This is a genomic window from Lysobacter sp. A289, from assembly GCF_054072675.1.
In genome coordinates this window covers 108,376-128,779 of the sequence record NZ_JBSVRN010000001.1, presented here as the reverse complement: position 1 = coordinate 128,779, position 20,404 = coordinate 108,376, and the positions used below count along the sequence as shown (strand labels likewise).

Genomic DNA, 20,404 nt, shown 5'->3' with positions numbered 1-20,404 from the left:
TGAAGCCGCGAGTTGTTACGCTCGCGGCTTCATTGTTTTTCGGGCCATGGCCCGGCAGGAGATCCGATGCGCATTCCATTGCTGCTGGGCACCACCCTGGCCACCTCCCTGATGCTCGCCGGTACTGTCCACGCCGCGCCGGCGGACACCCATATCTCCGATGCCGCGATGGACACCGCTGCACAACTGCGCGCCATTGCGCTGGCCAGCGACCTGGGCTACAAGATCACCGAATCGCTGACCACTGAAGTCGGCCCGCGGCTGGCCGGCAGTCCAGCCGATGCCCGTGCGGTCGCTTGGGCCAAGGCCAAGTTCGAGGAACTCGGCTACGACAAGGTCTGGACCGAGCCGGTCACGTTCCCGAAGTGGGAGCGTCGCAGCGAGAGCGCGCAGGTACTGGGCGCCCATTCACAGAACCTGGTGCTGACGGCATTGGGCGGCAGTCCGGGTGGCACGGTCACCGGTGAGGTGGTGCGCTTCGCCGACCTGGCCGCACTGGAAGCCGCACCGGCGGACTCACTGGACGGCAAGATTGCCTTCATCGATTACAAGATGGAACGTGCCCGCGATGGCAGCGGCTACGGCCTGGGCTCACGTACCCGTTCGGGCGGCCCTTCGGCCGCGATCCGGGCCGGCGCCAGCGCCTACCTGATGCGCTCGGCTGGCACCGACTCCCATCGCAACCCGCACACCGGCATTACCCGCTTCGACGAAGGCCTGACCCCGATCCCGTCCGCCGCGCTGGCCGCGCCGGACGCCGACCAGCTGACCCGCCTGCTCGCCCTGGGCAAGCCGGTACAAGTGAAAATGGCGCTGGACACCGGCTGGAACGGCGAAGCCACTTCCTACAACGTGATTGGCGAGATCACCGGCAGCAGCAAGCCTGACGAAGTCGTGTTGATCGGCGGACACCTGGACTCCTGGGATGCCGGCACCGGCGCGATCGACGACGCCGCTGGGGTTGGCCTGACCATGGCCGCCGGCAAGTTGATCGGTGACCTGCCGACCGCCCCGGCGCGCACCATCCGGGTGGTCGCGTTCGCCAATGAGGAGCAAGGCCTTTGGGGCGGCAAGGCGTATGCCGAAACCCATGCCGACCAGGTCAAGCAGCATCAGATTGCCGCAGAGAGCGATTTCGGCGCCGGCCGCATTTATGCTTTCGACAGCTCCGCGCCGGAGTATGCCAAGGCGGCCGAAGCGCAGATCCTGGAGGCGCTCGCACCGCTGGGAATCGAGCACGCGCCCGGTGACGGCGGCCCCGGTCCCGACATCAGCCCGTTCGCACGCGACGGCCTGGCATGGGCAAGCCTGAGCCAGGACGGCACCGATTATTTCGACCTGCACCACACCCCGGACGACACCTTCGACAAGATCGACCCCGAAGCCCTGGCGCAGAACGTCGCGGCGTACGCGGTGTTTGCCTACCTGGCCGCATCGGCCGAAGGGGATTTTGGTGGCGGCGAGACACCCGCGCAGGACTAGCTCCAGCCCATGCCCCAGCGCTATGACGATTTCGGTTACATCTCCCTGGATCCGGTTGCGGGTATCTATCGTCTTGGCGCCAACGGGCCCAGCTTGACCACCGCGCTGGCCGCCGCCAGCGCCACCAAGCGACGGGTCGCATTGCTGCACATCAACATCGACATGTTCCGTTCGATCAACGCGAACATGGGCGAGGAGGTCGGCGACAAGGTCCTGGCCGCCACGGCTCAGCGGCTGCGCAAGACAATCCCTCAGGACGGCTGGTTATGGCGACTTGCGGGCGACCAGTTCATTGCCGCCATCGGTTACCGGGACGGGGAGTCCGACGGCAGCAACCTGGCCAACCTGTTGCGCGATGCCTTCGAGACGCCGCTGTCCATCCCACCCTATACGGTGCCGATCACGTTCTCGATCGGGGTGGCGATATTTCCCGACCATGCCAGCAACGCCGCCGCGTTGCTGGCCAAGGCCGAGCAAGCCCTTCTCCGGGTCAAGCAGGAAGGCCTGGATGCCGTCGGCCTGTATGTCGCCAAGCCGGGACACACCGCATCCAACGACGGCTTTGCCGAACGCTTCGCGAAGGCGCTGGACAACGACGAGTTCCGTCTGTTCTACCAACCCCTGGTCAATGCCCATGATGGCGGGTTGGCGGGTTTCAGTGCCTTGCTGCGCTGGCAGACCGAGGACCAGGGCCTGATGCTGCCGAACCGTTTCATCGAGATCGTTGATCGCGTCGGGTTGTCAGAGCCGCTGGGCTGGTGGGTCGTCGAATCGGCACTGCGCCAGCTGGCGCAATGGCAAAACCAAGGCCTGGATTACCTCGGCATATCGGTCCACCTTGACGAGCCGCTGCTCACTCATCGCGATTGCGTGGATCGGATCGGCACGCTATTGCACAAGTACGGTTTGCCGGCGAAGGCATTGGAGTTCGAGATCGCCGAACACGTACTCGCGCTCGACACCCGCCAGGTCCTGGACAATCTTGCCGGCTTGCGCGCTTTGGGGGCCACCCTGACCGTGCACGACTTCGGCTTGGGTGGCCTGAGCATGTCCGCGCTGGCCCAATACCCGCTGGACCGGCTGAAAATCGACCGCAGCTTCATCCTCAACGTCGCCAGCAACACCCGCAGCGCGGCCATCGTGCGCGGCATCATCGCCATGGGCCACAGCCTGGGCATGAAGGTCACCGCGAAGGGAGTCGAAAGCGAGGCCGAACTCGGCTTCCTGCGTCGCAACCATTGCAATTTCCTCCAAGGTTACCTGTTCAGCGTACCGCTGCCCGCCGACGAACTGGACGACCTCATCCGGCGCCGTTTCCTGCTGCCGGAGGCATTCACCGCCAACCGTCCCGCACGCACCTTACTGCTTCTCGACGATGAGGAGAACGTGTTGCGATCGCTGGTGCGGTTATTCCGCCGCGACGGCTACCAGATCCTGACCGCCAACGGGGTACGCGAGGCATTCGACTTGCTGGCCAGCAACCCGGTCCAGGTGATCCTGTCCGACCAACGCATGCCTGACATGAGCGGCACCGAGTTCCTGACCCGCGTGCGCGACATGTACCCCGATACGGTGCGCATGGTGCTATCGGGCTACACCGACCTGACCACCATCACCGAGGCGATCAACCACGGATCGATTTACCGCTATCTCACCAAACCCTGGAACGACGATGAATTGCGCGAGCACATCCAGGCCGCGTTTCGCGCCTACGAACAGCATGCGACCGGCCATGACTGACGCGATTACTGTGGCGTGGAACTCACAGCCCCCGGCAGTGTCGCCGACCCGGTCGGCTGCGTAATCGGCAACACCACCCGGAACGTGCTGCCCACACCCAACCGGCTGGATACCTCGATGCGGCCGTGGTGCTTGGCCACGATGGAGTAGCAGACCGCCAGGCCCAGGCCGGTACCGCGCCCAATCGGCTTGGTGGTGTAGAACGGGTCAAAGACCCGCTGCAGTACTTCATCGGGTATGCCACAGCCACTATCGCTGATGCTGACCCACACCTCGCCATCGTCCGCGCCGGTGGCCATCACGATCACGCCGCGCTCATGGATGGCCTGGCCGGCATTGATCAGCAGGTTCATCAATACCTGGTTGATCTCCGAGACATGGCATTCCACCGGTGGCAGCGGACTGTAGTACTTCTCGATCCGCACCTTGTACTTGAGGTCGTTCCAGACGATGTTGAGCGTGGATTCCAGGCCCTTCTCGATGTTGGCGGCCTGCATCGGTTCATCGGGACCCACCCGGGAAAAATCCTTCAGGTCCTGGACGATCTTGGTCACCCGTTCGATCCCTTCGCGGGACTCCTCCAGCAGCTTCGGGACGTCGCCGATGATGAAGTCGATATCCAGACGCTCTCGCATCGCCTGCAACTGCTTCCGACTGGCTCCGGGGGCGCTGTCATCCAACGCCGTGTCGTAAGCCTCCAGCAACGCGAGCAACGCGCCGACATACTCTTGCAAGGTCCCCAGGTTGGAGTGGATGTAGCCCACCGGATTGTTGATCTCGTGGGCGACGCCTGCGGCGAGCTGGCCGATCGACGCCATCTTCTCGGACTGCAGCAGCTGTTCCTGGGTCCCGGCCAGCCGTCGATAGGTGCTTTCCAGTTCATCGTGGCGTTGTTGCAATTCTGCTTCGCGTGCCGAGCGGACGGTGACGTCCCAGAAGGTCGCAAACCGCTGGCCCCGACCGCCGGGTTCGGCGAACAGCCGGATCTCCAGCACCATCGCTGGCACCTCGATCACCACCTCACCACTCCACCGGCCGTCGCGACAGGCGATGTCCCAGGCGTCCTCGGGAATGTGCCCGGGCAGAACCGACATCGCATTGCTGCCGGCGTTTGTCGTGCTGGCCAGCAATCGCTGTCCCAACACATCGGCGGCGGCATTGGACCGCTCCGCTTGACCAGCCGGGTTGAACAGGATGATCGCGGTGTCCGTCAACGAGACCAGCGTCAACAGATCCTCACTCCATGGGGGACGTTCGTCTGTGCTGGTCGCGTCGTTCATCCCACTCCGAGAGCGCGCACCTGTGGACGTGCGCTGGCTTGTCCATCGGTATCGTACACGCCCGCCGATTCCATGCGGCCAAGGTGCCGTAGCGCCCAGGTCACTTCGCGGCGACGACGCGTGAGCAACACGTTGTTGGCACGGTTCAATTCACTGAGGGCAATCACGCGCCCGGAGAAGTCGTCACTCAATGGACGCTTCTCCACTTCCCTCAACGCAACCAGCTTGGCCTGGGTCGATCCGAGCAACGCATCGACGTCATGTGTCAACAATGCCTGGCGCTCGGCTTGCAGCGCCTGCTCCAACGCGTCCAGCGACGCCGTTACCGATGGCTGCATCGCCGTGATGGTCATTTCAGCAATGCGTCCTCGAACGCCAGCATGCGCGACGCGACCTGTTGCGGATCGACCTGATAGCTGCCATCCGCCAGCGCCGCGCGAACCTCGTTCACACGGGCCACGTCGATGCCTGCCGGCGCGGCCAGGGAGCGCTCCAGGACCTGCAGGCCCGCCGCCTCACCGGTTAAAAGCATGCGGTCCGTCGCCGGTGTCGCCGCCACTGGTTCGGAACGGTCTCCACCGGCACGGACGCGGGCCTGACTGGGGGCTGCCAACTCGGCAGCGCGGGCGGCGGGCGGCGGGGCGCCATTGATCTGGTTGGACATCACTTAACTCCTGATTGCTCGTCGACCCCGGTAACGACCGGCCCGGAAGGAACTTTAGCCAATGGCGTCAACAATTTCAGCGCGTCACTTCAACCACGCCATCGCCGACCAGGCGGCCACGGATGATGCGCCGCGACGCCAGGTTCTCAACCGCGACCGTGGCCCCCGGCTCTGCGCGGCCCAGCGCACGACCGGCCATCCGGACTTCCACCCCGCCGATGCGCGAGACCAGCATGACCGGATCACCACGCTTGAGTAGCGGGCCATCGGCCAGGTCAGCATCGGTCAATGCCGCACCCGGCACCAGCCCCTGGACCGCGGTCAGACCGATGACCTCCCCCGGTTCACGAAAGCCCTTGCCGCCAGCGCGGGCCATGTCCCGCCGACGCACCACCACGTCGGCGGCGGTAACCAACTGCCCGGCAGGAACGGCCTTGGCCAGCACCACGACATCGGCCTCCCGGCGAACCCGCACCGGCACGTAAAGGCGCCAGCCGGGCGCATCGTCGCAGCGGACCTGGACCGTATGCGGCCCCGTTGGCAGGGCCTTCAGTGGCGTAGTACAGGTTGCCAGTTGTAATGCCGGATCGACCATGGCTTCCGAGCCGGTCCCGGCAACGCCCAGTGCCGCCAACGCGGCCTCGCGGATGTCGGCCGGTCGGGTTGCCTGAGCGCCGGCCGGCAGCGCAAACGCAGCAGCCAGCAGTGCCAATAGCGACAGGCAACGCCACCAGGGTCGAGAACGGGACGGAAGCAAGATGCATCTCACGCAGGAGGTCAGCCATGGCACAAGCAATTTGCGTGCCGCGGGCGATCTCGCCAGGTGGCGGGCGATGACTCAAGAACTGCCGGGCAAAGCCGACAACCTACCCATGAGCCACCAACTGCTTGACCGAATCGACCAACGTACCCGCCTGGCCGGTCACAACCGACTGGCATTGCTGTTGTTCCGGCTGGGCCAGCGTCAGCTTTTTGGCGTCAACGTATTCAAGGTCCAGGAGGTCATCCCCCGTCCGCCGTTGTTCACCCTGCCGCAACTGCCGGCAGCGTTCAACGGCGCGGCCGATATCCGCGGCCGCACCGTTCCGGTGCTCGATCTGGCTCGGGCGATCGGCTATGACACCGGCGGCGCGCCGCCGCCGGCCTACCTGGTGGTCACCGAGTTCAACCGGAGCGTGCAGGGCTTCCTGGTGGCCGGCGTGGATCGGATCGTCAACGTCGCCGTCGAGGATATCCAGCCGCCACCCGACCTGGGCGGAGAAGGCAATTACCTGACCGGCGTGACCCGCCACCATGGCGAGCTGATCCAGCTGATCGATGTGGAGAGCGTGTTGGCCGAGTCGTCGCCCCGGGCCAGCGACGCCAACGGCATCGTCGCATTGCAGCCCACTGCAGGGTCACCGCAGGAAGTGCTGGTTGTGGACGACTCGCGCGTGGCCCGCAACCAGATCCGCGCGGTGCTGGAGCAGCTTGGGCTGCCTTCGACCCTTCTCTCGGATGGTCGCCAGGCCCTGGAGCACCTTCAGCAACTCGCCGAAAGCGGCCTGCCGCCCCAGCACCGCTACGCCATGGTGATCTCCGATATCGAGATGCCGGCAATGGACGGTTACACGCTGACGACGGAAATCCGACGCGACCCGATGCTGCGGGGGCTGTATGTACTGCTGCACACCTCGCTGTCGGGCGTGTTCAACCACGCCATGGTGGAGCGCGTGGGAGCGGACGACTTCGTCCCCAAGTACTCCGAGCATGAGCTGGCGCAACGCATTGCCGCCCGGATGAACGCACTCCAGAAGGCCTGCTGACGCCCAGCTGCAGCGGCTGTGGCACGCCGCTTGCTTGATCCGGGGGGAATCCGCACCCCGGAGGGCGCAATGTCCGATTTCCTTGGTATCCATGGCACCGCACTGGCCTTGCGCGAGCAACGCCTGCAACTGCTCGCATCCAACATCGCCAACGCCGACACCCCGGGCTTCCAGGCCCAGGACATGGACTTCGGCAGCGCCTTGCGCGCCGCGCTGCAACCGAGCGCCGGCTTTGGCGACCCGATTGGCAACGCCGCCCAGGCCGCGCGTTACGCCCCCACCTCCTCCCAGCCCAGCATGGACGGCAACACCGTGGACGCCGAGCGCGCCAAGGCGAACTTCGCCCAGGCCTCGCTGGAGTACCGGGCCTCGATGTCGTTCGTGGAGTCGAAGGTACGCGGGATGTTGACCGCGATCACCGGGCAATAAGGGGAACCAGGATGAGCAACCTTCCGATCTTCGACGTCGCCGGCTCGGCGATGAACGCCCAATCGGTGCGGCTGAGCACCGTGGCCAGCAACCTGGCCAATGCGGACTCGGTAGCCGGCAACCCGGATGCGGTCTACCGCCCCTTGCACCCGGTGTTCTCCGCCACCCCGGTGGCCGGCCAACCGGGGCTTGCCGGGGTGCAGGTCGACGACGTGACCCAGTCCGACGCCGCCCCGTTGCGTCGCTACGAACCCGGCCATCCGCTGGCCGACGCGGACGGCTATGTCTATGCACCCGATATCGACCCGGTCGCACAGATGGTCGACATGATTTCCGCCTCGCGCAGCTACCAGGCCAACGTGGAGGTTTTCAATACCGCCAAGGAACTGGCCATGGCGACCTTGAACATGGGCAAGTAGCCCACCCGACCGACGAGATGACCCCATGACCAGCATCCCCGCGACCAACAACGACAATCCCTACGGTGCCCTCGGGCTGGGCAACCAACAGACCGCCCGCGACACGACATTGGGACAGGCCGATTTCCTGCGCCTGATGACCGAGCAACTGAAGAACCAGGACCCGCTCAAGCCGCTGGACAACAACCAGTTCCTTGGCCAGCTGGCGCAGTTCTCCACCGTGCAGGGCATCGAGGACATGCAGAGCGCCATGGGCTCGATGGCCAGCGTGATGGAGTCCGACCAGACGCTACGCGCAGCCAGTCTGGTCGGCCGCGAAGCGCTGGTGGAAGCCGACACGGTCGAGCTTGCGGCAGGTGCTGGCGCACGTGGCGAGGTGGTTGCCATGGCTCCCGGCACGGTCCAGATCGAGATCGTCGACAGCGCCGGCGCGATCGTGCGCAAGACCACCGTCGAGGCCGGCGCGGCCGGCAACGTGGCGTGGGAATGGGACGGCCGCAATGACAGCGGCGACCCGATTGCCGCCGGCACCTACTCCATCCGCGCCAGCAGTGGCGGGGGCAAGGAAGCGGAGGCGCTGGACCTGCGCCTGGCCGCGCACGTGGACAGCGTATCCATCGAGCCGACCGGGCTCGTGCTCAATCTTTCCGGCCTCGGCAGTCATCCACTGTCGTCGATCCGTCGCATCGGCTGACCGCCGCCCAACCCCGATTTTCCAGGAGCACACAGCATGAGTTTTCGCATCTCGCTCAGTGGCATGAACGCGGCCACGTCCGACCTCAACGTCACCTCCAACAACATCGCCAACGCCAACACCAGCGGCTTCAAGCAGTCCCGCGCGGAGTTTGCCGACGTATTCCCGGTCTCGGGCTACGGCTTGTCACGCAACGCGATCGGATCCGGGGTGAAGCTGGCCCAGGTCGCGCAACAATTCGACCAGGGCAACATCGAGTTCAGCGGCAAGGCGCTGGACCTGGCGATCAGCGGCGAGGGCTTCTTCACCCTGTCCGACAACGGCGCCACCGTGTACTCGCGCGCCGGCAACTTCGGGGCCGACAGTGAAGGCTACGTGGTCGACCCCAGTGGCAACCGCCTGCAGGTATTCCTGCCCAATGCCAGCGGCACCGGCTTTGATACCGGCCGCATGGGCGATCTGCAGCTGGCCGTGGGCGACGCACCTCCCCAGGCCACCGGCAAGGTCGATATCGGCACCAACCTGCCGGCCGACGCCAAGGTGCCCGCGATCACCCCCTTTGATGCCAACGACCCGACCACCTACAACCACACCACTTCGCTGACGGTCTACGACTCGCTGGGCGCCGCCCACACCCAGTCGTTGCACTTCGTAAAAACTGCCAACGCCAACCAGTGGGAGGTCTACACCTCGATCGATGGCACCACCACCGGCGCGCCGACCACCTTGCAATACTCCGACACCGGCGCCTTGCAGTCGCCCAGTCCCGGCACCTTCCCGATGCCCGCTTTCGACCCCGGAAATGGCGCCGCGCCGATGGCGCTCACCCTGGATCTTGGCGGCTCCACCCAGTACGGCAGCAAGTTCGGCGTCTCTTCGCTGGCCCAGGACGGGTACGCCACCGGCCGCCTGACCGGCATCGAGGTCTCCGCCGAAGGCGTGGTCAACGCCCGTTACACCAATGGCGTGTCCACCCCCCTGGGCCAGGTCGCCCTGACCAACTTCGCCAACCCACAGGGCCTGCAATCGCTGGGCAACAACGGATGGGCCGAGACCGCCGAGTCCGGCGACGCACGTCTTGGCAGCGCCGGATCCTCCGAGCTCGGCCTGGTCCAGGGCGGCGCACTGGAAGCCTCCAACGTCGACCTGACCGCGCAGCTGGTCAACATGATCACTGCCCAGCGCAACTTCCAGGCCAACGCGCAGATGATTTCCACCCAGGACCAGATCACCCAGACCGTGATCAACATCCGCTGATGCACGGCCGTCTGCCACCAGCGAGGCAAACACGATGATCGACAAGGCCGCCTATGTGGCGATGACCGGAGCAAGCGCCACCTTGCGGGCACAAGCGTCGGTCTCGCACAACCTCGCCAACACCGACACCATCGGTTTCCAGGCCACCCTGGCTGGCACCGTGGCCAGCCCGGTGGGTGGCGACGGCCATGGCTCGCGTGTCGCGGCGGCATTCAGCACCCTGGGTGTCAGCGCCGCACCGGGGGCGATCAACATCACCGGCAACGTGCTGGATGTCGCGCTGGACCAGGACCGTTGGCTGGCCGTGCAGGCACCCAATGGCGATGTCGCCTATACCCGTGCCGGCGACCTCAAGCTGAGCCGCAACGGGCTGCTTACCACCGCGACCGGGTTGACGGTGCTTGACCAGCGGGGCGCGCCGGTGGCGATTCCGCCCCACGAGTCGCTGCACATCGGCAGCGACGGCACCATCTCGATCGTCCCGCTCGGCCAGCCAGCGAACACCGTCGCCGAAGCCGGCCGGTTGCAAGTGGCCGCCGCACGTACCGATCAGCTGGAACGTGGTGAGGATGGGCTGATGCGCCTGCCCGCCGGCGCCGCGCCGCTGGCTCCGGCCGCCGGTGAGGTACTGACTGCCGGTGCACTGGAGCAGAGCAACGTCGACCCCACCGCGATGCTGGTCTCGATGATCCAGCTGTCACGCCAGTTCGAGATGCAGGTACGGGTCTTGCAGAGCGTTGACGAGAACGCACAGGCGAGCAACTCGTTGTTGTCCTCGCGCTGATCCACCGACCCACCAGAATTCTTCGGAGTATTCCCCATGACCCAGGCACTTTGGATCGCCAAGACCGGCCTCGACGCGCAGCAGACGCGCATGGCGGTGATCTCCAACAACCTCGCCAATACCAATACCACCGGCTTCAAGCGCGACCGCGCCAGCTTCGAAGACCTGCTCTACCAGACCGTGCGTCAGCCCGGCGGTGCATCGTCCGAGCAGACCCAGCTGCCCAGTGGCCTGTCCACCGGCACCGGCGTGCGGGTTGCCGCCACCGCCAAGCAGTTCACCCAGGGCAACCTGGCCCAGACCGGCAATGCCTTGGACGTGGCCATCAACGGTCGCGGGTTCTTCGAGGTGCTGATGCCCGATGGCAACCCGGCCTACACCCGCGACGGCAGCTTCCAGATCAACTCTCAAGGCGAGCTGGTGACCAACGCCGGCTACCCGGTGCAGCCCGGCTTGCAGCTCCCCGAAGGCGCGCAGGCCGTGACCATTGCCGGCGACGGCACGGTCACCGTCCAGCTCGCCGGCCAGGCCGAAGGGGTCCAGATCGGCGCGTTGTCGGTCGCCGACTTCATCAACCCCGCCGGGCTGCAGGCCAAGGGCGGCAACCTGTACGTGGAAACCGGCGCCAGCGGCCCAGCCCAGGTCGGCGCCCCGGGCGAGAACGGCGCGGGCTTGCTGCAGCAGGGAGCGCTGGAAGGCAGCAACGTCAACACGGTCGAGGAACTGGTGTCGATGATCGAGACCCAGCGCGCCTACGAGACCAACGCCAAGGCCATCTCGACCGTCGACCAGATGCTCGGCTTCCTCAACCAGAACCTGTGACTGTCATGACCGACTTCACTCGGGCATCCGGCTCTCGCGTTCGCGGCTGGGCGCTGGCGTGCACCGCGATGCTCGCGTTGTCCGGTTGTGCCAGCCTGGTAGGCGATGTGCGTCCGTTCGCGCCAATGGTCCCGGTTGCCAGCCTCGACGCCGCCGCCATGGCGCCCTACGCCACGCCCACCGGCGCATCGCCAGTCGCACCCACGGGCCAAGCCAGCACCGGCTCCATCTATGCCGGTACCAACAACAGCGGCCTGCGACTGTTCCAGGACAACAAGGCGCGCAATGTAGGCGACCTGTTGACCATCGTGCTGATCGAACGCACCTCGTCCACCTCGCGCGCGAAGACCGCCGTGACCAAGGACTCGGGCTTCAGCCTGGGCGCACCGGTGCTTGCCGGGGTGCCGGTGACCTACAACGGGCAGTCGATCCTGCAGGCCGAAGTCGAGGCCGGGCGTGACTTCAATGGCGCCGGTGACTCCACCCAGAGCAACCGCTTGGACGGTGAAGTCACCGTGACCGTGGTCCGCGAACTGGGTAACGGCAACCTGCTGGTCAGTGGCCAGAAACAGATGCGCCTGAACCAGGGCGATGAGCTGGTCCAGGTTCAAGGAATCGTGCGCACGGCCGATATCGGGCCTGACAACCGCATCACTTCCGACCGCGTCGGCAATGCCCAGATCGTCTATGGCGGTCGCGGCACGCTGGCGCGTTCCAATGCGATGGGCTGGCTTGGCCGGTTCTTCAACTCCGCCGCCTTCCCGTATTGAGGACCACCAGCATGCGTCCAACCATCAAGTCCATCGCCACCTTTGTCCTGCTGGCCTTGTTTGCCGCCGGCCCGGCCTGCGCCGAGCGGGTCAAGGATCTCGCCCAGGTGGCCGGCGTGCGCGGCAACGCGCTGATCGGCTACGGCCTGGTCGTGGGCCTGGATGGCAGCGGTGACCGCACCAGCCAGACCCAGTTCACCGTGCAAAGCCTGAAGACGATGCTGGAGCAGCTGGGCGTCACCCTGCCCGATGGCGTCAACCCGCAGCTGAAAAACGTCGCGGCTGTCGCGATCCATGCCGAGCTGCCGCCCTATGCCAAGCCCGGCCAATCGATCGACGTCAGCGTGTCCTCGATCGGCAACGCGGGTTCACTGCGCGGCGGCAGCCTGCTGATGGCGCCACTGAAGGGCGCCGACGGGCAGGTCTATGCGATTGCCCAGGGCAACGTGGTGGTCAGCGGCTTTGGCGCCTCCGGCCGTGACGGGTCGCGGATCTCGGTCAACGCACCCAATGGCGGAAGCATTCCCAACGGCGCCATTGTCGAGCGTGCCGTCCCCGGCGGTGCGGCGCCCACTGGCAACATCACCCTCAATCTGCACGAATTCGACTTCACCACCGCCTCGCGCCTGGTCGCTGCGATCAACCAGGCATTCGGTCCCGGTCGCGCCCACGCGGTGGACGGCGTCACCATCGAGATCACGCCGCCGTCCGATAACCGCATCGGCTTCCTGGCCCAGCTCGAAGCACTGGACGTCAGCCCCGGCGCGGCGGCGGCCAAGGTGATCGTCAATGCCCGCACCGGCACCGTGGTCATGGGTGGCCATGTCACCGTGCTGCCGGCAGCGGTCTCGCACGGCTCACTGACCGTGTCGATCGTGGAAAGCGCGCAGATCAGTCAACCTGGCCCGTTCAGCGATGGCGTCACCGCCGTGATGCCCGAGTCCTCGATCGAGATCAGCGAGAGCGGTAACCGCATGTTCCTGTTTGAAGGTGGCAGCTCACTGCAGGCCATCGTGCGTGCAGTGAACGCGGTAGGCGCCGCCCCGGGCGACATCGTCGCCATCCTGGAAGCCCTCAAGCGGGTGGGTGCATTGCGCGCCGAGCTCGAGGTGATCTAGCGGCCACGCCATGCACCTGCCTTCCGCCACCGCCCTGCCACTGCAACCTGCCGACGCCTCGCGCGAACGGTTGCAAACCGCTGCACGCGAGCTGGAGTCGCAGTTTGCCCAGATGATGCTCAAGTCGATGCGCAGCACCAGCTTTGGTGACTCGATGCTGGGCGACAACACCATGTACCGCGACATGTACGACCAGCAACTGGCCAAGGAAATGAGCAAGGGCCGCGGCCTGGGCCTGGCACCGATGATCGAGCGCCAACTGTCGCGCAGCCTGCCCATGACCCCGGCCGCGAGCGAGGCGATGCCAATGACCATTGGCCCCTTGTCCAGCGCCCGTCCCGCCACCCACGCGCCGATGGCGTTGATGAAGAACCTGCCGCTGCCAATGCCGCTGCCGGGAGCAACGATAATGACCGGCTTGTCGCTGGCGCCCAGCCATGGCGGCATTTCGTTGCCGGCGTTGGCGCCGTTGTCGCCGCCGCCTGCGCCGGAGCCAGCGGCCATATCGAACGGGGTCGGCGCCCCCGGCCATGTCGACGGCCCTTGCGATCCCAACGCCCAGCTTGACTGCAGCAGCCCGGAAGCCTTCGTACAGTCGATCTGGCCACACGCGGTGGAAACCGCGCGCGAGCTGGGAGTGTCGGCCAAGGCGCTGGTCGCCCAGGCCGCGCTGGAAACCGGCTGGGGCCGGCGTCTGGTTGGCGGCGATGGTTCGCACAATCTGTTTGGCATCAAGGCCAGCGGCCACTGGGACGGCAAGCGCGTCGACTCAGGCACCCATGAGTTCGTCAATGGCCGCCGCGTCGAGACCCGCGCCCAGTTCCGCGCCTACGGATCGGTGCACGAAAGCTTCGCCGATTACCGACGGCTGATGCATAACGACCGCTATGCCGGCGCACTTGCCGCCGGCGAAGACACCTCCCGCTTTGCCAACGCATTGCAAAAGGCCGGCTACGCCACCGATCCGGCCTACGCCGCCAAGATCTCCGCGATTGCCAACGGACCGACCCTCCGGCGCGCGCTGGAAGCCCTGGATGACACCCACGGCCGCACCTTCGCCTCCCTACCCGACACCACACCCCGAGGCTGACCATGAGCGGACTGCTATCCACCGGAAGCTCGGCCCTGCTCGCGTTCCAGCGTGCACTGAACACCGTTGGCCACAACGTCGCCAACGCGTCCACGCCGGGCTATAGCCGCCAGCGTGTGGACCTGGAAGCACGCCCCGGGCAAAGCACCACGGCCGGCTACATCGGTGCCGGGGTGGACGTCGCCGGGCTGCAGCGATTGGCCGATGGCCTGGTATTCGGCCGCCAGATCGACAGCAGCGCCGAGATCGGCCGGCTCGGCCAGCTGTCGTCGATGTCGACCCGGCTGGACATGCTGGTCTCGGATTCGGCCAGCAGTCTGGCGGCCCCATGGTCGGCCTTCTTTGCCGCCGCCGAGGGCGTGACCGCCGAACCCACCTCGGGTACGGCACGCAACGCACTGCTCGCCGCTGGCAACCAGCTCGCCACGCGCTGGGGCAACCTGGACGCCCAGATGGCGACCCAGGAAGGCCAGGTCGACCAACGCATCAAGGCCCAAGTCGCCACCGCCAATCAGCTGGCCGGCGAAATCGCGATCCTCAATCGTGATATCGCCGCCGCCGGCAGCAATGTCGTGCCCGACATGCTCGACCAGCGCGCGCTCCGGATCGACCAGCTGGCCAACCTGGTGGGCGCGGAGACCGTCGCCCAGGACGACGGCTCGGTCAACGTCTTCACCACCGGCGGCCAGCCAATGGTGCTGGGCAGCCGCGCCATGAGCCTGGGAACCGTTGCCGACCCTTACCGCGCCGACCGGGTGCAACTGTCACTGGAAACCGCCGGCGGCGGCTCGATCCCGCTCTCGTCGACCACCGTGTCGGGTGAAGTCGGCGGCCTGCTGGAGTTCCGCAGCCGCGTGCTCGACCCCGCGCGCGCCGAACTGGGCCGGCTGGCGACCGCGTTCGCCGAAAGTTTCAACGCCACCCAGCGCGCCGGCGTGGACTACCACGGCAATCCTGGCAGTGACTTCTTTACCCTGCCGGCGCCGCGCATCGACCGCCATGCCGGCAATGCCGGCGATGCCGTGCTCAGCGCCAGCATTGGCGACCTGGGCGCGCTGAAGGGCAACGACCTGGTGCTGCGTTTCGACGCCGGCAGCTGGGCCGCGACCCGCAGCGACACCGGCGAGCCGGTCGCGATCACCGGCAGTGGCACCGCCGCCGACCCGCTGCGGATGGACGGCATCGAGCTGGTCCTCGCCGGTACCCCCGCCAATGGCGACCGGTTCTCCCTGCGCCCCACCGCAGGGGTTGCCGGCGGGCTGAAAATGGCGCTGACCGACCCCAATTCCATCGCCGCCGCTGCGCCACTGGAAGTCAGCGCCGACAGCGGCAACCTGGGAACCGCCAAGACCGGTTCCAGCAAAATCACCGATACCACCGCCTTCGCAGGCTTCGCCGGTGCCAGCATCGAATTCATCGATGCCGGCCAGTACACCATCGATGGCGCGGGGCCGTTCCCATACAGCCCCGGCACCCCGATCAGCGGCGACGGCTGGTCGCTGGAGCTGGATGGCACGCCCGCCGCGGGCGACCAGTTCAGCCTGTCGCCCACCCCGCCACGCTCGTCCGACAACAGCAACGCACGCCAACTGGCCGGGATGGATGAGCAAGACATCCTCAATGGCGGAACCCTGGATCTTACCGCCGGGCTGGCGCAGTTGACCGGCAAGGTCGGCGGCGATGCACGCCACGCCGAGCTCAACCTGGAGGCGCAAGCGGCGATCCACGGCCAGGTCACGGCCGAGCGCGAATCGCTTTCCGGCGTCAACCTGGACGAGGAGGCCACCAACCTGCTTCGCTACCAGCAGGCCTACCAGGCCGCCGCGCAGATCATCGCCACCGCCGACACCCTGTTCCAGTCCCTGCTCAGCGCCGTCCGCCGCTGATCGCCGCCGCGCTGACCGACCCGCACCGATGAGACCACTCCCATGAGAATTTCCACCGCCGGGATGTACGCGCAAGGGCTGCAGAGCATGCTGCAGCGGCAGTCCGAAATGGTCCGCACCCACGAGCAGATGACCACCGGGGTGCTCTATTCGCGTGCCGGCGAGGCGCCTGCCGCGGCCGCCACCGCGCAAGGCCTGGACCATGCGTTGGCTGCGCTGGAGAGCTACAAGACCAGCGCCGGCCACCTCGACCGCCGCCTGAACCTGCAAGAGCACGCACTCACCAGCGCCAATGACCGCCTGGGCCGTGCCCGCGACCTGATCGTACAAGCCAACACCCCGACGTTGTCGGCCGACGACCGCAAGACCATCGCCATCGAGCTACGTCACCTGCGCGCGGAGATGATCTCCATCGGCAACACCACCGACGGCTCCGGCCGCGCCCTGTTTGCCGGCACCCGCGACGGCGTGGTGCCGTTTACCGACAACGGCGGCACCGTCACCTATGCCGGCAACGACGGCCAGAACGACCTTGACGTTGCCCCCGGCCTTGGCTTGCGCGATGCCGACCCCGGCAGTGACCTGTTCATGCGGGTGCCCACCGGCGACGGCATCGTGCGCGGCAGTGCGGACGCGGCCAACACCGGTAGCGGGGTGTTGCAATCGGCCAGTGTCACCGACCACGGCGCCTGGATCGGCGGCGACATCACCGTGGAGTTCACTGCCACCGATCAATACCGGGTACTCGATGCCGGCGGCACCGAAATCGCCACCGGCACGTGGGAGCAAGGCGAGACCATCAATGCCGGTGGCGTGCAGTTGAAGATCAATGGTGCACCTGCCGCGGGCGACAGCTTCGGTGTCGGGCGCGCCCCGCAGAACGACATCTTCGGCACGCTGCAGTCACTGGCCGATGCACTCGACGCGCCGGGCGACTCCGCGGCCGACACCGCCCGCCGGACCAACGCGCTCACTGCCGGGCTGGGCGACCTGAGCCGCGCCCAGGAACACATGATTGCCGCGCGCGCCAGTACCGGTAACCGCTTGTCGGCACTGGATGCGGCCGAGGAAAGCCGCAGTGCCACCAAGTTGTCGCTGGAGGCCACCTTGTCCGGCTTGCGCGATGTCAACTACGCCGAAGCCGCCTCCGAATTTGCAATGCAGCTCACCGCACTGGAGGCCGCACAGACGGTGACCCTGCGGATCCAGGGCCTGTCGCTGTTCAACAAACTGGGTTGATTGGCAAGTTTTTGCTAAAGCTTCCATAACCGGTGCCGTTACCTTTCTCAGCAGCGGACAAGTCCTGATTACAGCGACGCCCCTGCGAGCTACCGGTCCAACCACCGGCATCCCTTCCAGGAGAACCACACCATGTCTGTCATCAATACCAACGTCATGTCGCTCAACGCCCAGCGCAACCTCGCTGCCAACAGCGCCGACCTGGGCACCACCATCCAGCGACTGTCCTCGGGCCTGCGCATCAACAGCGCCAAGGACGACGCCGCCGGCCTGGCCATCTCCGAGCGCTTCACCACCCAGATCCGCGGCATGGACCAGGCCGCCCGCAACGCCAACGACGGCATCTCGCTGGCGCAGACCGCCGAAGGCGCGCTGGGCGAGATCGGCAACAACCTGCAGCGCATCCGTGAGCTGGCCGTGCAGTCGCGCAACGCCACCAACTCCGACTCCGATCGCGCTGCACTGAACGCCGAGGTCAGCCAGCTGAAGTCCGAGATCCAGCGCGTCGCCGAACATACCGATTTCAACGGCAAGAAGTTGCTTGATGGCAGCTTTGGCGATGCCGTGTTCCAGATCGGCGCCAACCAGGGCCAGACCATTACCGTCAGCGGCATGGCCGATGCCAACATTGCGACCTTGGGCAACTGGGACGCTCCGGACACCACGACGTATGCCCAGACCACCGCGGCCGCTACCGCAACCGCACCCGCCATCGGCGTGTCGATGGACATCAACGGTGTCACGATCTCCACCGCCGACGGCGCAGCCGACGCTGCCGCTGCTACCACAGCGCTGGTTGCCGCATTCACTGCAGCCAAGACAGCCAACCCCACTGAGCTCGGCAACGTCACGATGGGTGCCACTGGCGAGATCACCTCGACCGACCAGAACCTGGTCCTCGCCAACCTGACCAACGTCAGCGGCGTTACCGCAGGCACCACCGCAGGCACGGCAACCACTGTCTCCGGTGCCACCGGAATCGCCGGCTTCGAGAACGAAACCGTCCTGACCGCTGACAATGCCGACCGCATGATCCTGGCCATGGACGCCGCACTCAATACTGTCAACTCCTCACGCGCCGACCTGGGTGCGATCCAGAACCGCTTCACCTCGGTGGTGACCAACCTGCAGACCAGCTCGGAGAACCTGTCCGCAGCCCGCAGCCGGATCGTGGACGCCGACTACGCCAAGGAAACCGCCAACCTGAGCCGCACCCAGATCCTGGCCCAGGCCGGTACCGCGATGCTGGCCCAGGCCAACCAGGTGCCGCAGAACGTGCTCAGCCTGCTGCGTTAATCTCCCTCCCCTGGGAACCCGACCGGTCAGTGGCTTTGCCCTGACCGGTTTTTTTGTGCGCTGATTTTCGGGACGGGGAAAGTGATGTGGCTCACGGTATTGCTAAAGGTTTGCCGGCGCTGGCCGATACCTTGAGAGCAGGACCGGCGGGCGTAAGCCGCCGCCAATCCATCGGAACGGTTCTTGCTTGGTTGACGGGCCTGCTGTCGGGATCTGTTGTCGGGGTCGGTTACCCGGGCCCATCAGCCATCACTCAAAGGAGACACGTGTGGCTTCCATTTCCAGCCCAGGGTTTGCATCCGGCCTCACCGATCTGGTACCCCAGCTGGTAGCGGCCGAGCGCGCGCCGGGCGACCGCCGCTTCGACCGGATCGAGAGCACCACCAAGGCGCAGATCTCCGCCTTCGGCAAGGTCAGCAGCGGCTTGTCCGGGCTCCAGGACACGCTGGCGAAACTGGACGGCATTGGTGCCTCACTGGGCCGCAAGGTCACCGTTGGCAGCGATGCCGGCTTTACCGCCACCGCCACCGAAAAGGCCGCCCTTGGCAGTTACCAGATCGCCGTGGAAAGCCTGGCCACCACCCATAAATTGCAGTCCGCCGCCCTGGCCAAGGACACCCAACTGGGCCACGGCAACCTGTCGATCACCATGGGCGACGGTGAACCCATCGAGGTCACCATTGAGGAGGGCAAGGGCTCGCTGGCCGATATCCGCGACGCCATCAACGCCCAGACCGGCGGCAAGGGTGTCACCGCAACGCTGATTCACAGCGATGCCGGCGACGTGTTGGTGCTGGCCTCCACCGAGACCGGCACCGAAGGCCGTTTGCAAGTCACTGCCACCGGTGGTGACGGCGGTCTGGCGGCGCTGGACACCACCAGTGGCAGCATGACGGTCACCGACCCGGGCAACGATGCACGCGTGGTCATCGACGGGCTCACCCACACCAGCAGCAGCAACCGGCTCGACGGCGCGATCGACGGCATCACCCTGGATCTGACCAAGGCCCAGCCGGGGGAGACGTTCTCGCTGGACCTGAGCGCCGATGCCAGCCCGTTGAAAGCCAAGTTGCTTGGCTTTATCAGTGCCTACAACACGGCCCTGTCCGCATTGGGCACACAAAGCGCGGCCGGCGGGGAAGCCAGCAGCGGCGCACCGCTAAGCGGGGATTCCGCGCCGCGCTCGATCACCTCCAGCCTGCGTAATACCATCAGCGCCAACTACTCCCAGTTGGCCGCGCTCGGCTTCAAGACCGAAGTGGACGGCTCGTTGAGCATGGACGGTGCCAAGTTCGACGCCGCCGTGGCCGCCGACCCCGAAGCGGTGTCACGCCTGTTTGGTGGCGACGGCGGGTTGCAGAAAACCATGGCCGGTTCGTTGAAGTCCTGGGTCGGCGACGACGGCTTGATCAAGGGCCGCACCGATGCCCTCAACTCACGCCTGGAATCGCTGGCGACCGACCGGGAAAACTTCGACCGCCGGATCGAAGGCGTGGAAGCCCGGTACCTGCGCCAGTTCACCGCGCTGGACGTGATGATCTCGAAGTTGCAAAGCACCAGCTCCTTCCTCACCCAGCAGTTGCAGAACCTGCCAAGCCCTGCCGGCAACTAACTTTCCTGGACCCCGAG

The 20,404-nt window shown here is 66.2% G+C and carries 20 protein-coding genes; 16 read left to right on the top strand and 4 right to left on the bottom strand.

From position 1 onward, the window contains the following. Positions 1 to 66: 66 nt before the first annotated feature. Together ACW5DN_RS00615 and ACW5DN_RS00610 are read left to right on the top strand one after the other, a co-directional pair. Positions 67 to 1,482 (top strand): M28 family peptidase, encoded by a 1,416-nt coding sequence (locus ACW5DN_RS00615; RefSeq protein ID WP_456960834.1) that lies wholly within the window; start codon positions 67 to 69, stop codon positions 1,480 to 1,482. 9 nt (positions 1,483 to 1,491) lie between these two features. Further along, a complete protein-coding gene (locus ACW5DN_RS00610) occupies positions 1,492 to 3,222 on the top strand; it encodes an EAL domain-containing protein (protein ID WP_456960833.1) in 1,731 nt (576 codons plus the stop codon). Between the two features lie 5 nt (positions 3,223 to 3,227). On the opposite strand, the gene ACW5DN_RS00605 is transcribed toward ACW5DN_RS00610, so the two are convergent. From ACW5DN_RS00605 to flgA, 4 genes are all read right to left on the bottom strand, one after another. Then, the gene (locus tag ACW5DN_RS00605; RefSeq protein ID WP_456960831.1) at positions 3,228 to 4,502 is read right to left on the bottom strand and encodes an ATP-binding protein; all 1,275 of its coding nucleotides are present in this window, start codon (positions 4,500 to 4,502) and stop codon (positions 3,228 to 3,230) included. Continuing rightward, positions 4,499 to 4,840: a flagellar protein FlgN gene (locus tag ACW5DN_RS00600; protein WP_456962913.1), complete on the bottom strand. Its 342-nt coding sequence runs from the start codon at positions 4,838 to 4,840 to the stop codon at positions 4,499 to 4,501. Before ACW5DN_RS00600 ends, ACW5DN_RS00605 begins: the two co-directional genes overlap by 4 nt. Before the next feature lie 11 nt (positions 4,841 to 4,851). Next, positions 4,852 to 5,166, bottom strand: coding sequence for a flagellar biosynthesis anti-sigma factor FlgM (flgM, locus tag ACW5DN_RS00595; protein ID WP_456960830.1), 315 nt, complete (start codon positions 5,164 to 5,166; stop codon positions 4,852 to 4,854). 76 nt (positions 5,167 to 5,242) lie between these two features. After that, positions 5,243 to 5,923 carry a flagellar basal body P-ring formation chaperone FlgA gene (gene flgA / locus ACW5DN_RS00590; RefSeq protein WP_456960829.1) on the bottom strand — a complete coding sequence of 227 codons (681 nt, stop codon included), beginning with the start codon at positions 5,921 to 5,923 and terminating at the stop codon, positions 5,243 to 5,245. 76 nt (positions 5,924 to 5,999) lie between these two features. Here flgA and ACW5DN_RS00585 point away from each other — a divergent pair, with 76 nt between their 5' ends. The 14 genes from ACW5DN_RS00585 to fliD all read left to right on the top strand — a co-directional run bounded on the left by ACW5DN_RS00585 (position 6,000) and on the right by fliD (position 20,387). After that, a complete protein-coding gene (locus ACW5DN_RS00585) occupies positions 6,000 to 6,971 on the top strand; it encodes a chemotaxis protein CheV (protein ID WP_456960828.1) in 972 nt (323 codons plus the stop codon). Positions 6,972 to 7,040: 69 nt separating this feature from the next. Next, complete coding sequence (flgB, locus tag ACW5DN_RS00580; protein WP_456960827.1) at positions 7,041 to 7,400, top strand: flagellar basal body rod protein FlgB; 360 nt, start codon at positions 7,041 to 7,043, stop codon at positions 7,398 to 7,400. A gap of 11 nt (positions 7,401 to 7,411) precedes the next feature. After that, positions 7,412 to 7,819 (top strand): flagellar basal body rod protein FlgC, encoded by a 408-nt coding sequence (gene flgC / locus ACW5DN_RS00575; protein ID WP_456960826.1) that lies wholly within the window; start codon positions 7,412 to 7,414, stop codon positions 7,817 to 7,819. Positions 7,820 to 7,844: 25 nt separating this feature from the next. Beyond that, positions 7,845 to 8,513, top strand: coding sequence for a flagellar hook assembly protein FlgD (locus tag ACW5DN_RS00570; protein ID WP_456960825.1), 669 nt, complete (start codon positions 7,845 to 7,847; stop codon positions 8,511 to 8,513). A gap of 36 nt (positions 8,514 to 8,549) precedes the next feature. Further along, complete coding sequence (gene flgE, locus ACW5DN_RS00565; RefSeq protein WP_456960824.1) at positions 8,550 to 9,770, top strand: flagellar hook protein FlgE; 1,221 nt, start codon at positions 8,550 to 8,552, stop codon at positions 9,768 to 9,770. 37 nt (positions 9,771 to 9,807) lie between these two features. Further along, the gene (locus ACW5DN_RS00560; protein ID WP_456962912.1) at positions 9,808 to 10,554 is read left to right on the top strand and encodes a flagellar basal body rod protein FlgF; all 747 of its coding nucleotides are present in this window, start codon (positions 9,808 to 9,810) and stop codon (positions 10,552 to 10,554) included. A 36-nt stretch (positions 10,555 to 10,590) separates the two neighbouring features. Next, entirely contained in the window at positions 10,591 to 11,376 is a 786-nt protein-coding gene (flgG, locus tag ACW5DN_RS00555; protein ID WP_456960823.1) for a flagellar basal-body rod protein FlgG, read from the top strand. Positions 11,377 to 11,381: 5 nt separating this feature from the next. Then, entirely contained in the window at positions 11,382 to 12,146 is a 765-nt protein-coding gene (locus ACW5DN_RS00550; protein WP_456960822.1) for a flagellar basal body L-ring protein FlgH, read from the top strand. 11 nt (positions 12,147 to 12,157) lie between these two features. After that, positions 12,158 to 13,264 carry a flagellar basal body P-ring protein FlgI gene (locus ACW5DN_RS00545; protein ID WP_456960821.1) on the top strand — a complete coding sequence of 369 codons (1,107 nt, stop codon included), beginning with the start codon at positions 12,158 to 12,160 and terminating at the stop codon, positions 13,262 to 13,264. Positions 13,265 to 13,274: 10 nt separating this feature from the next. Further along, on the top strand, positions 13,275 to 14,354 hold the full coding sequence (gene flgJ / locus ACW5DN_RS00540) for a flagellar assembly peptidoglycan hydrolase FlgJ (protein ID WP_456960820.1): 1,080 nt from the start codon (positions 13,275 to 13,277) through the stop codon (positions 14,352 to 14,354). 2 nt (positions 14,355 to 14,356) lie between these two features. Beyond that, complete coding sequence (flgK, locus tag ACW5DN_RS00535; protein WP_456960819.1) at positions 14,357 to 16,240, top strand: flagellar hook-associated protein FlgK; 1,884 nt, start codon at positions 14,357 to 14,359, stop codon at positions 16,238 to 16,240. Positions 16,241 to 16,282: 42 nt separating this feature from the next. Continuing rightward, the gene (gene flgL, locus ACW5DN_RS00530; RefSeq protein WP_456960818.1) at positions 16,283 to 17,479 is read left to right on the top strand and encodes a flagellar hook-associated protein FlgL; all 1,197 of its coding nucleotides are present in this window, start codon (positions 16,283 to 16,285) and stop codon (positions 17,477 to 17,479) included. Between the two features lie 132 nt (positions 17,480 to 17,611). Next, entirely contained in the window at positions 17,612 to 18,775 is a 1,164-nt protein-coding gene (locus ACW5DN_RS00525) for a flagellin (protein WP_456960817.1), read from the top strand. Positions 18,776 to 19,043: 268 nt separating this feature from the next. After that, positions 19,044 to 20,387 (top strand): flagellar filament capping protein FliD, encoded by a 1,344-nt coding sequence (gene fliD / locus ACW5DN_RS00520; protein ID WP_456960816.1) that lies wholly within the window; start codon positions 19,044 to 19,046, stop codon positions 20,385 to 20,387. Positions 20,388 to 20,404 lie beyond the last annotated feature (17 nt).

Bases quoted from the DNA above. Each gene is read 5' to 3' on its own strand.
- flgG (WP_456960823.1), top strand. From the start codon at position 10,591: ATGACCCAGGCACTTTGGATCGCCAAGACCGGCCTCGACGCGCAGCAG.
- flgK (WP_456960819.1), top strand. From the start codon at position 14,357: ATGAGCGGACTGCTATCCACCGGAAGCTCGGCCCTGCTCGCGTTCCAG.
- ACW5DN_RS00600 (WP_456962913.1), bottom strand. From the start codon at position 4,840: ATGCAGCCATCGGTAACGGCGTCGCTGGACGCGTTGGAGCAGGCGCTG.
- ACW5DN_RS00550 (WP_456960822.1), top strand. From the start codon at position 11,382: ATGACCGACTTCACTCGGGCATCCGGCTCTCGCGTTCGCGGCTGGGCG.
- flgL (WP_456960818.1), top strand. From the start codon at position 16,283: ATGAGAATTTCCACCGCCGGGATGTACGCGCAAGGGCTGCAGAGCATG.
- ACW5DN_RS00610 (WP_456960833.1), top strand. From the start codon at position 1,492: ATGCCCCAGCGCTATGACGATTTCGGTTACATCTCCCTGGATCCGGTT.
- ACW5DN_RS00585 (WP_456960828.1), top strand. From the start codon at position 6,000: ATGACTCAAGAACTGCCGGGCAAAGCCGACAACCTACCCATGAGCCAC.
- flgB (WP_456960827.1), top strand. From the start codon at position 7,041: ATGTCCGATTTCCTTGGTATCCATGGCACCGCACTGGCCTTGCGCGAG.
- ACW5DN_RS00605 (WP_456960831.1), bottom strand. From the start codon at position 4,502: ATGAACGACGCGACCAGCACAGACGAACGTCCCCCATGGAGTGAGGAT.
- flgM (WP_456960830.1), bottom strand. From the start codon at position 5,166: ATGTCCAACCAGATCAATGGCGCCCCGCCGCCCGCCGCCCGCGCTGCC.
- ACW5DN_RS00525 (WP_456960817.1), top strand. From the start codon at position 17,612: ATGTCTGTCATCAATACCAACGTCATGTCGCTCAACGCCCAGCGCAAC.
- ACW5DN_RS00615 (WP_456960834.1), top strand. From the start codon at position 67: ATGCGCATTCCATTGCTGCTGGGCACCACCCTGGCCACCTCCCTGATG.
- flgE (WP_456960824.1), top strand. From the start codon at position 8,550: ATGAGTTTTCGCATCTCGCTCAGTGGCATGAACGCGGCCACGTCCGAC.
- flgJ (WP_456960820.1), top strand. From the start codon at position 13,275: ATGCACCTGCCTTCCGCCACCGCCCTGCCACTGCAACCTGCCGACGCC.
- ACW5DN_RS00545 (WP_456960821.1), top strand. From the start codon at position 12,158: ATGCGTCCAACCATCAAGTCCATCGCCACCTTTGTCCTGCTGGCCTTG.
- ACW5DN_RS00570 (WP_456960825.1), top strand. From the start codon at position 7,845: ATGACCAGCATCCCCGCGACCAACAACGACAATCCCTACGGTGCCCTC.
- flgC (WP_456960826.1), top strand. From the start codon at position 7,412: ATGAGCAACCTTCCGATCTTCGACGTCGCCGGCTCGGCGATGAACGCC.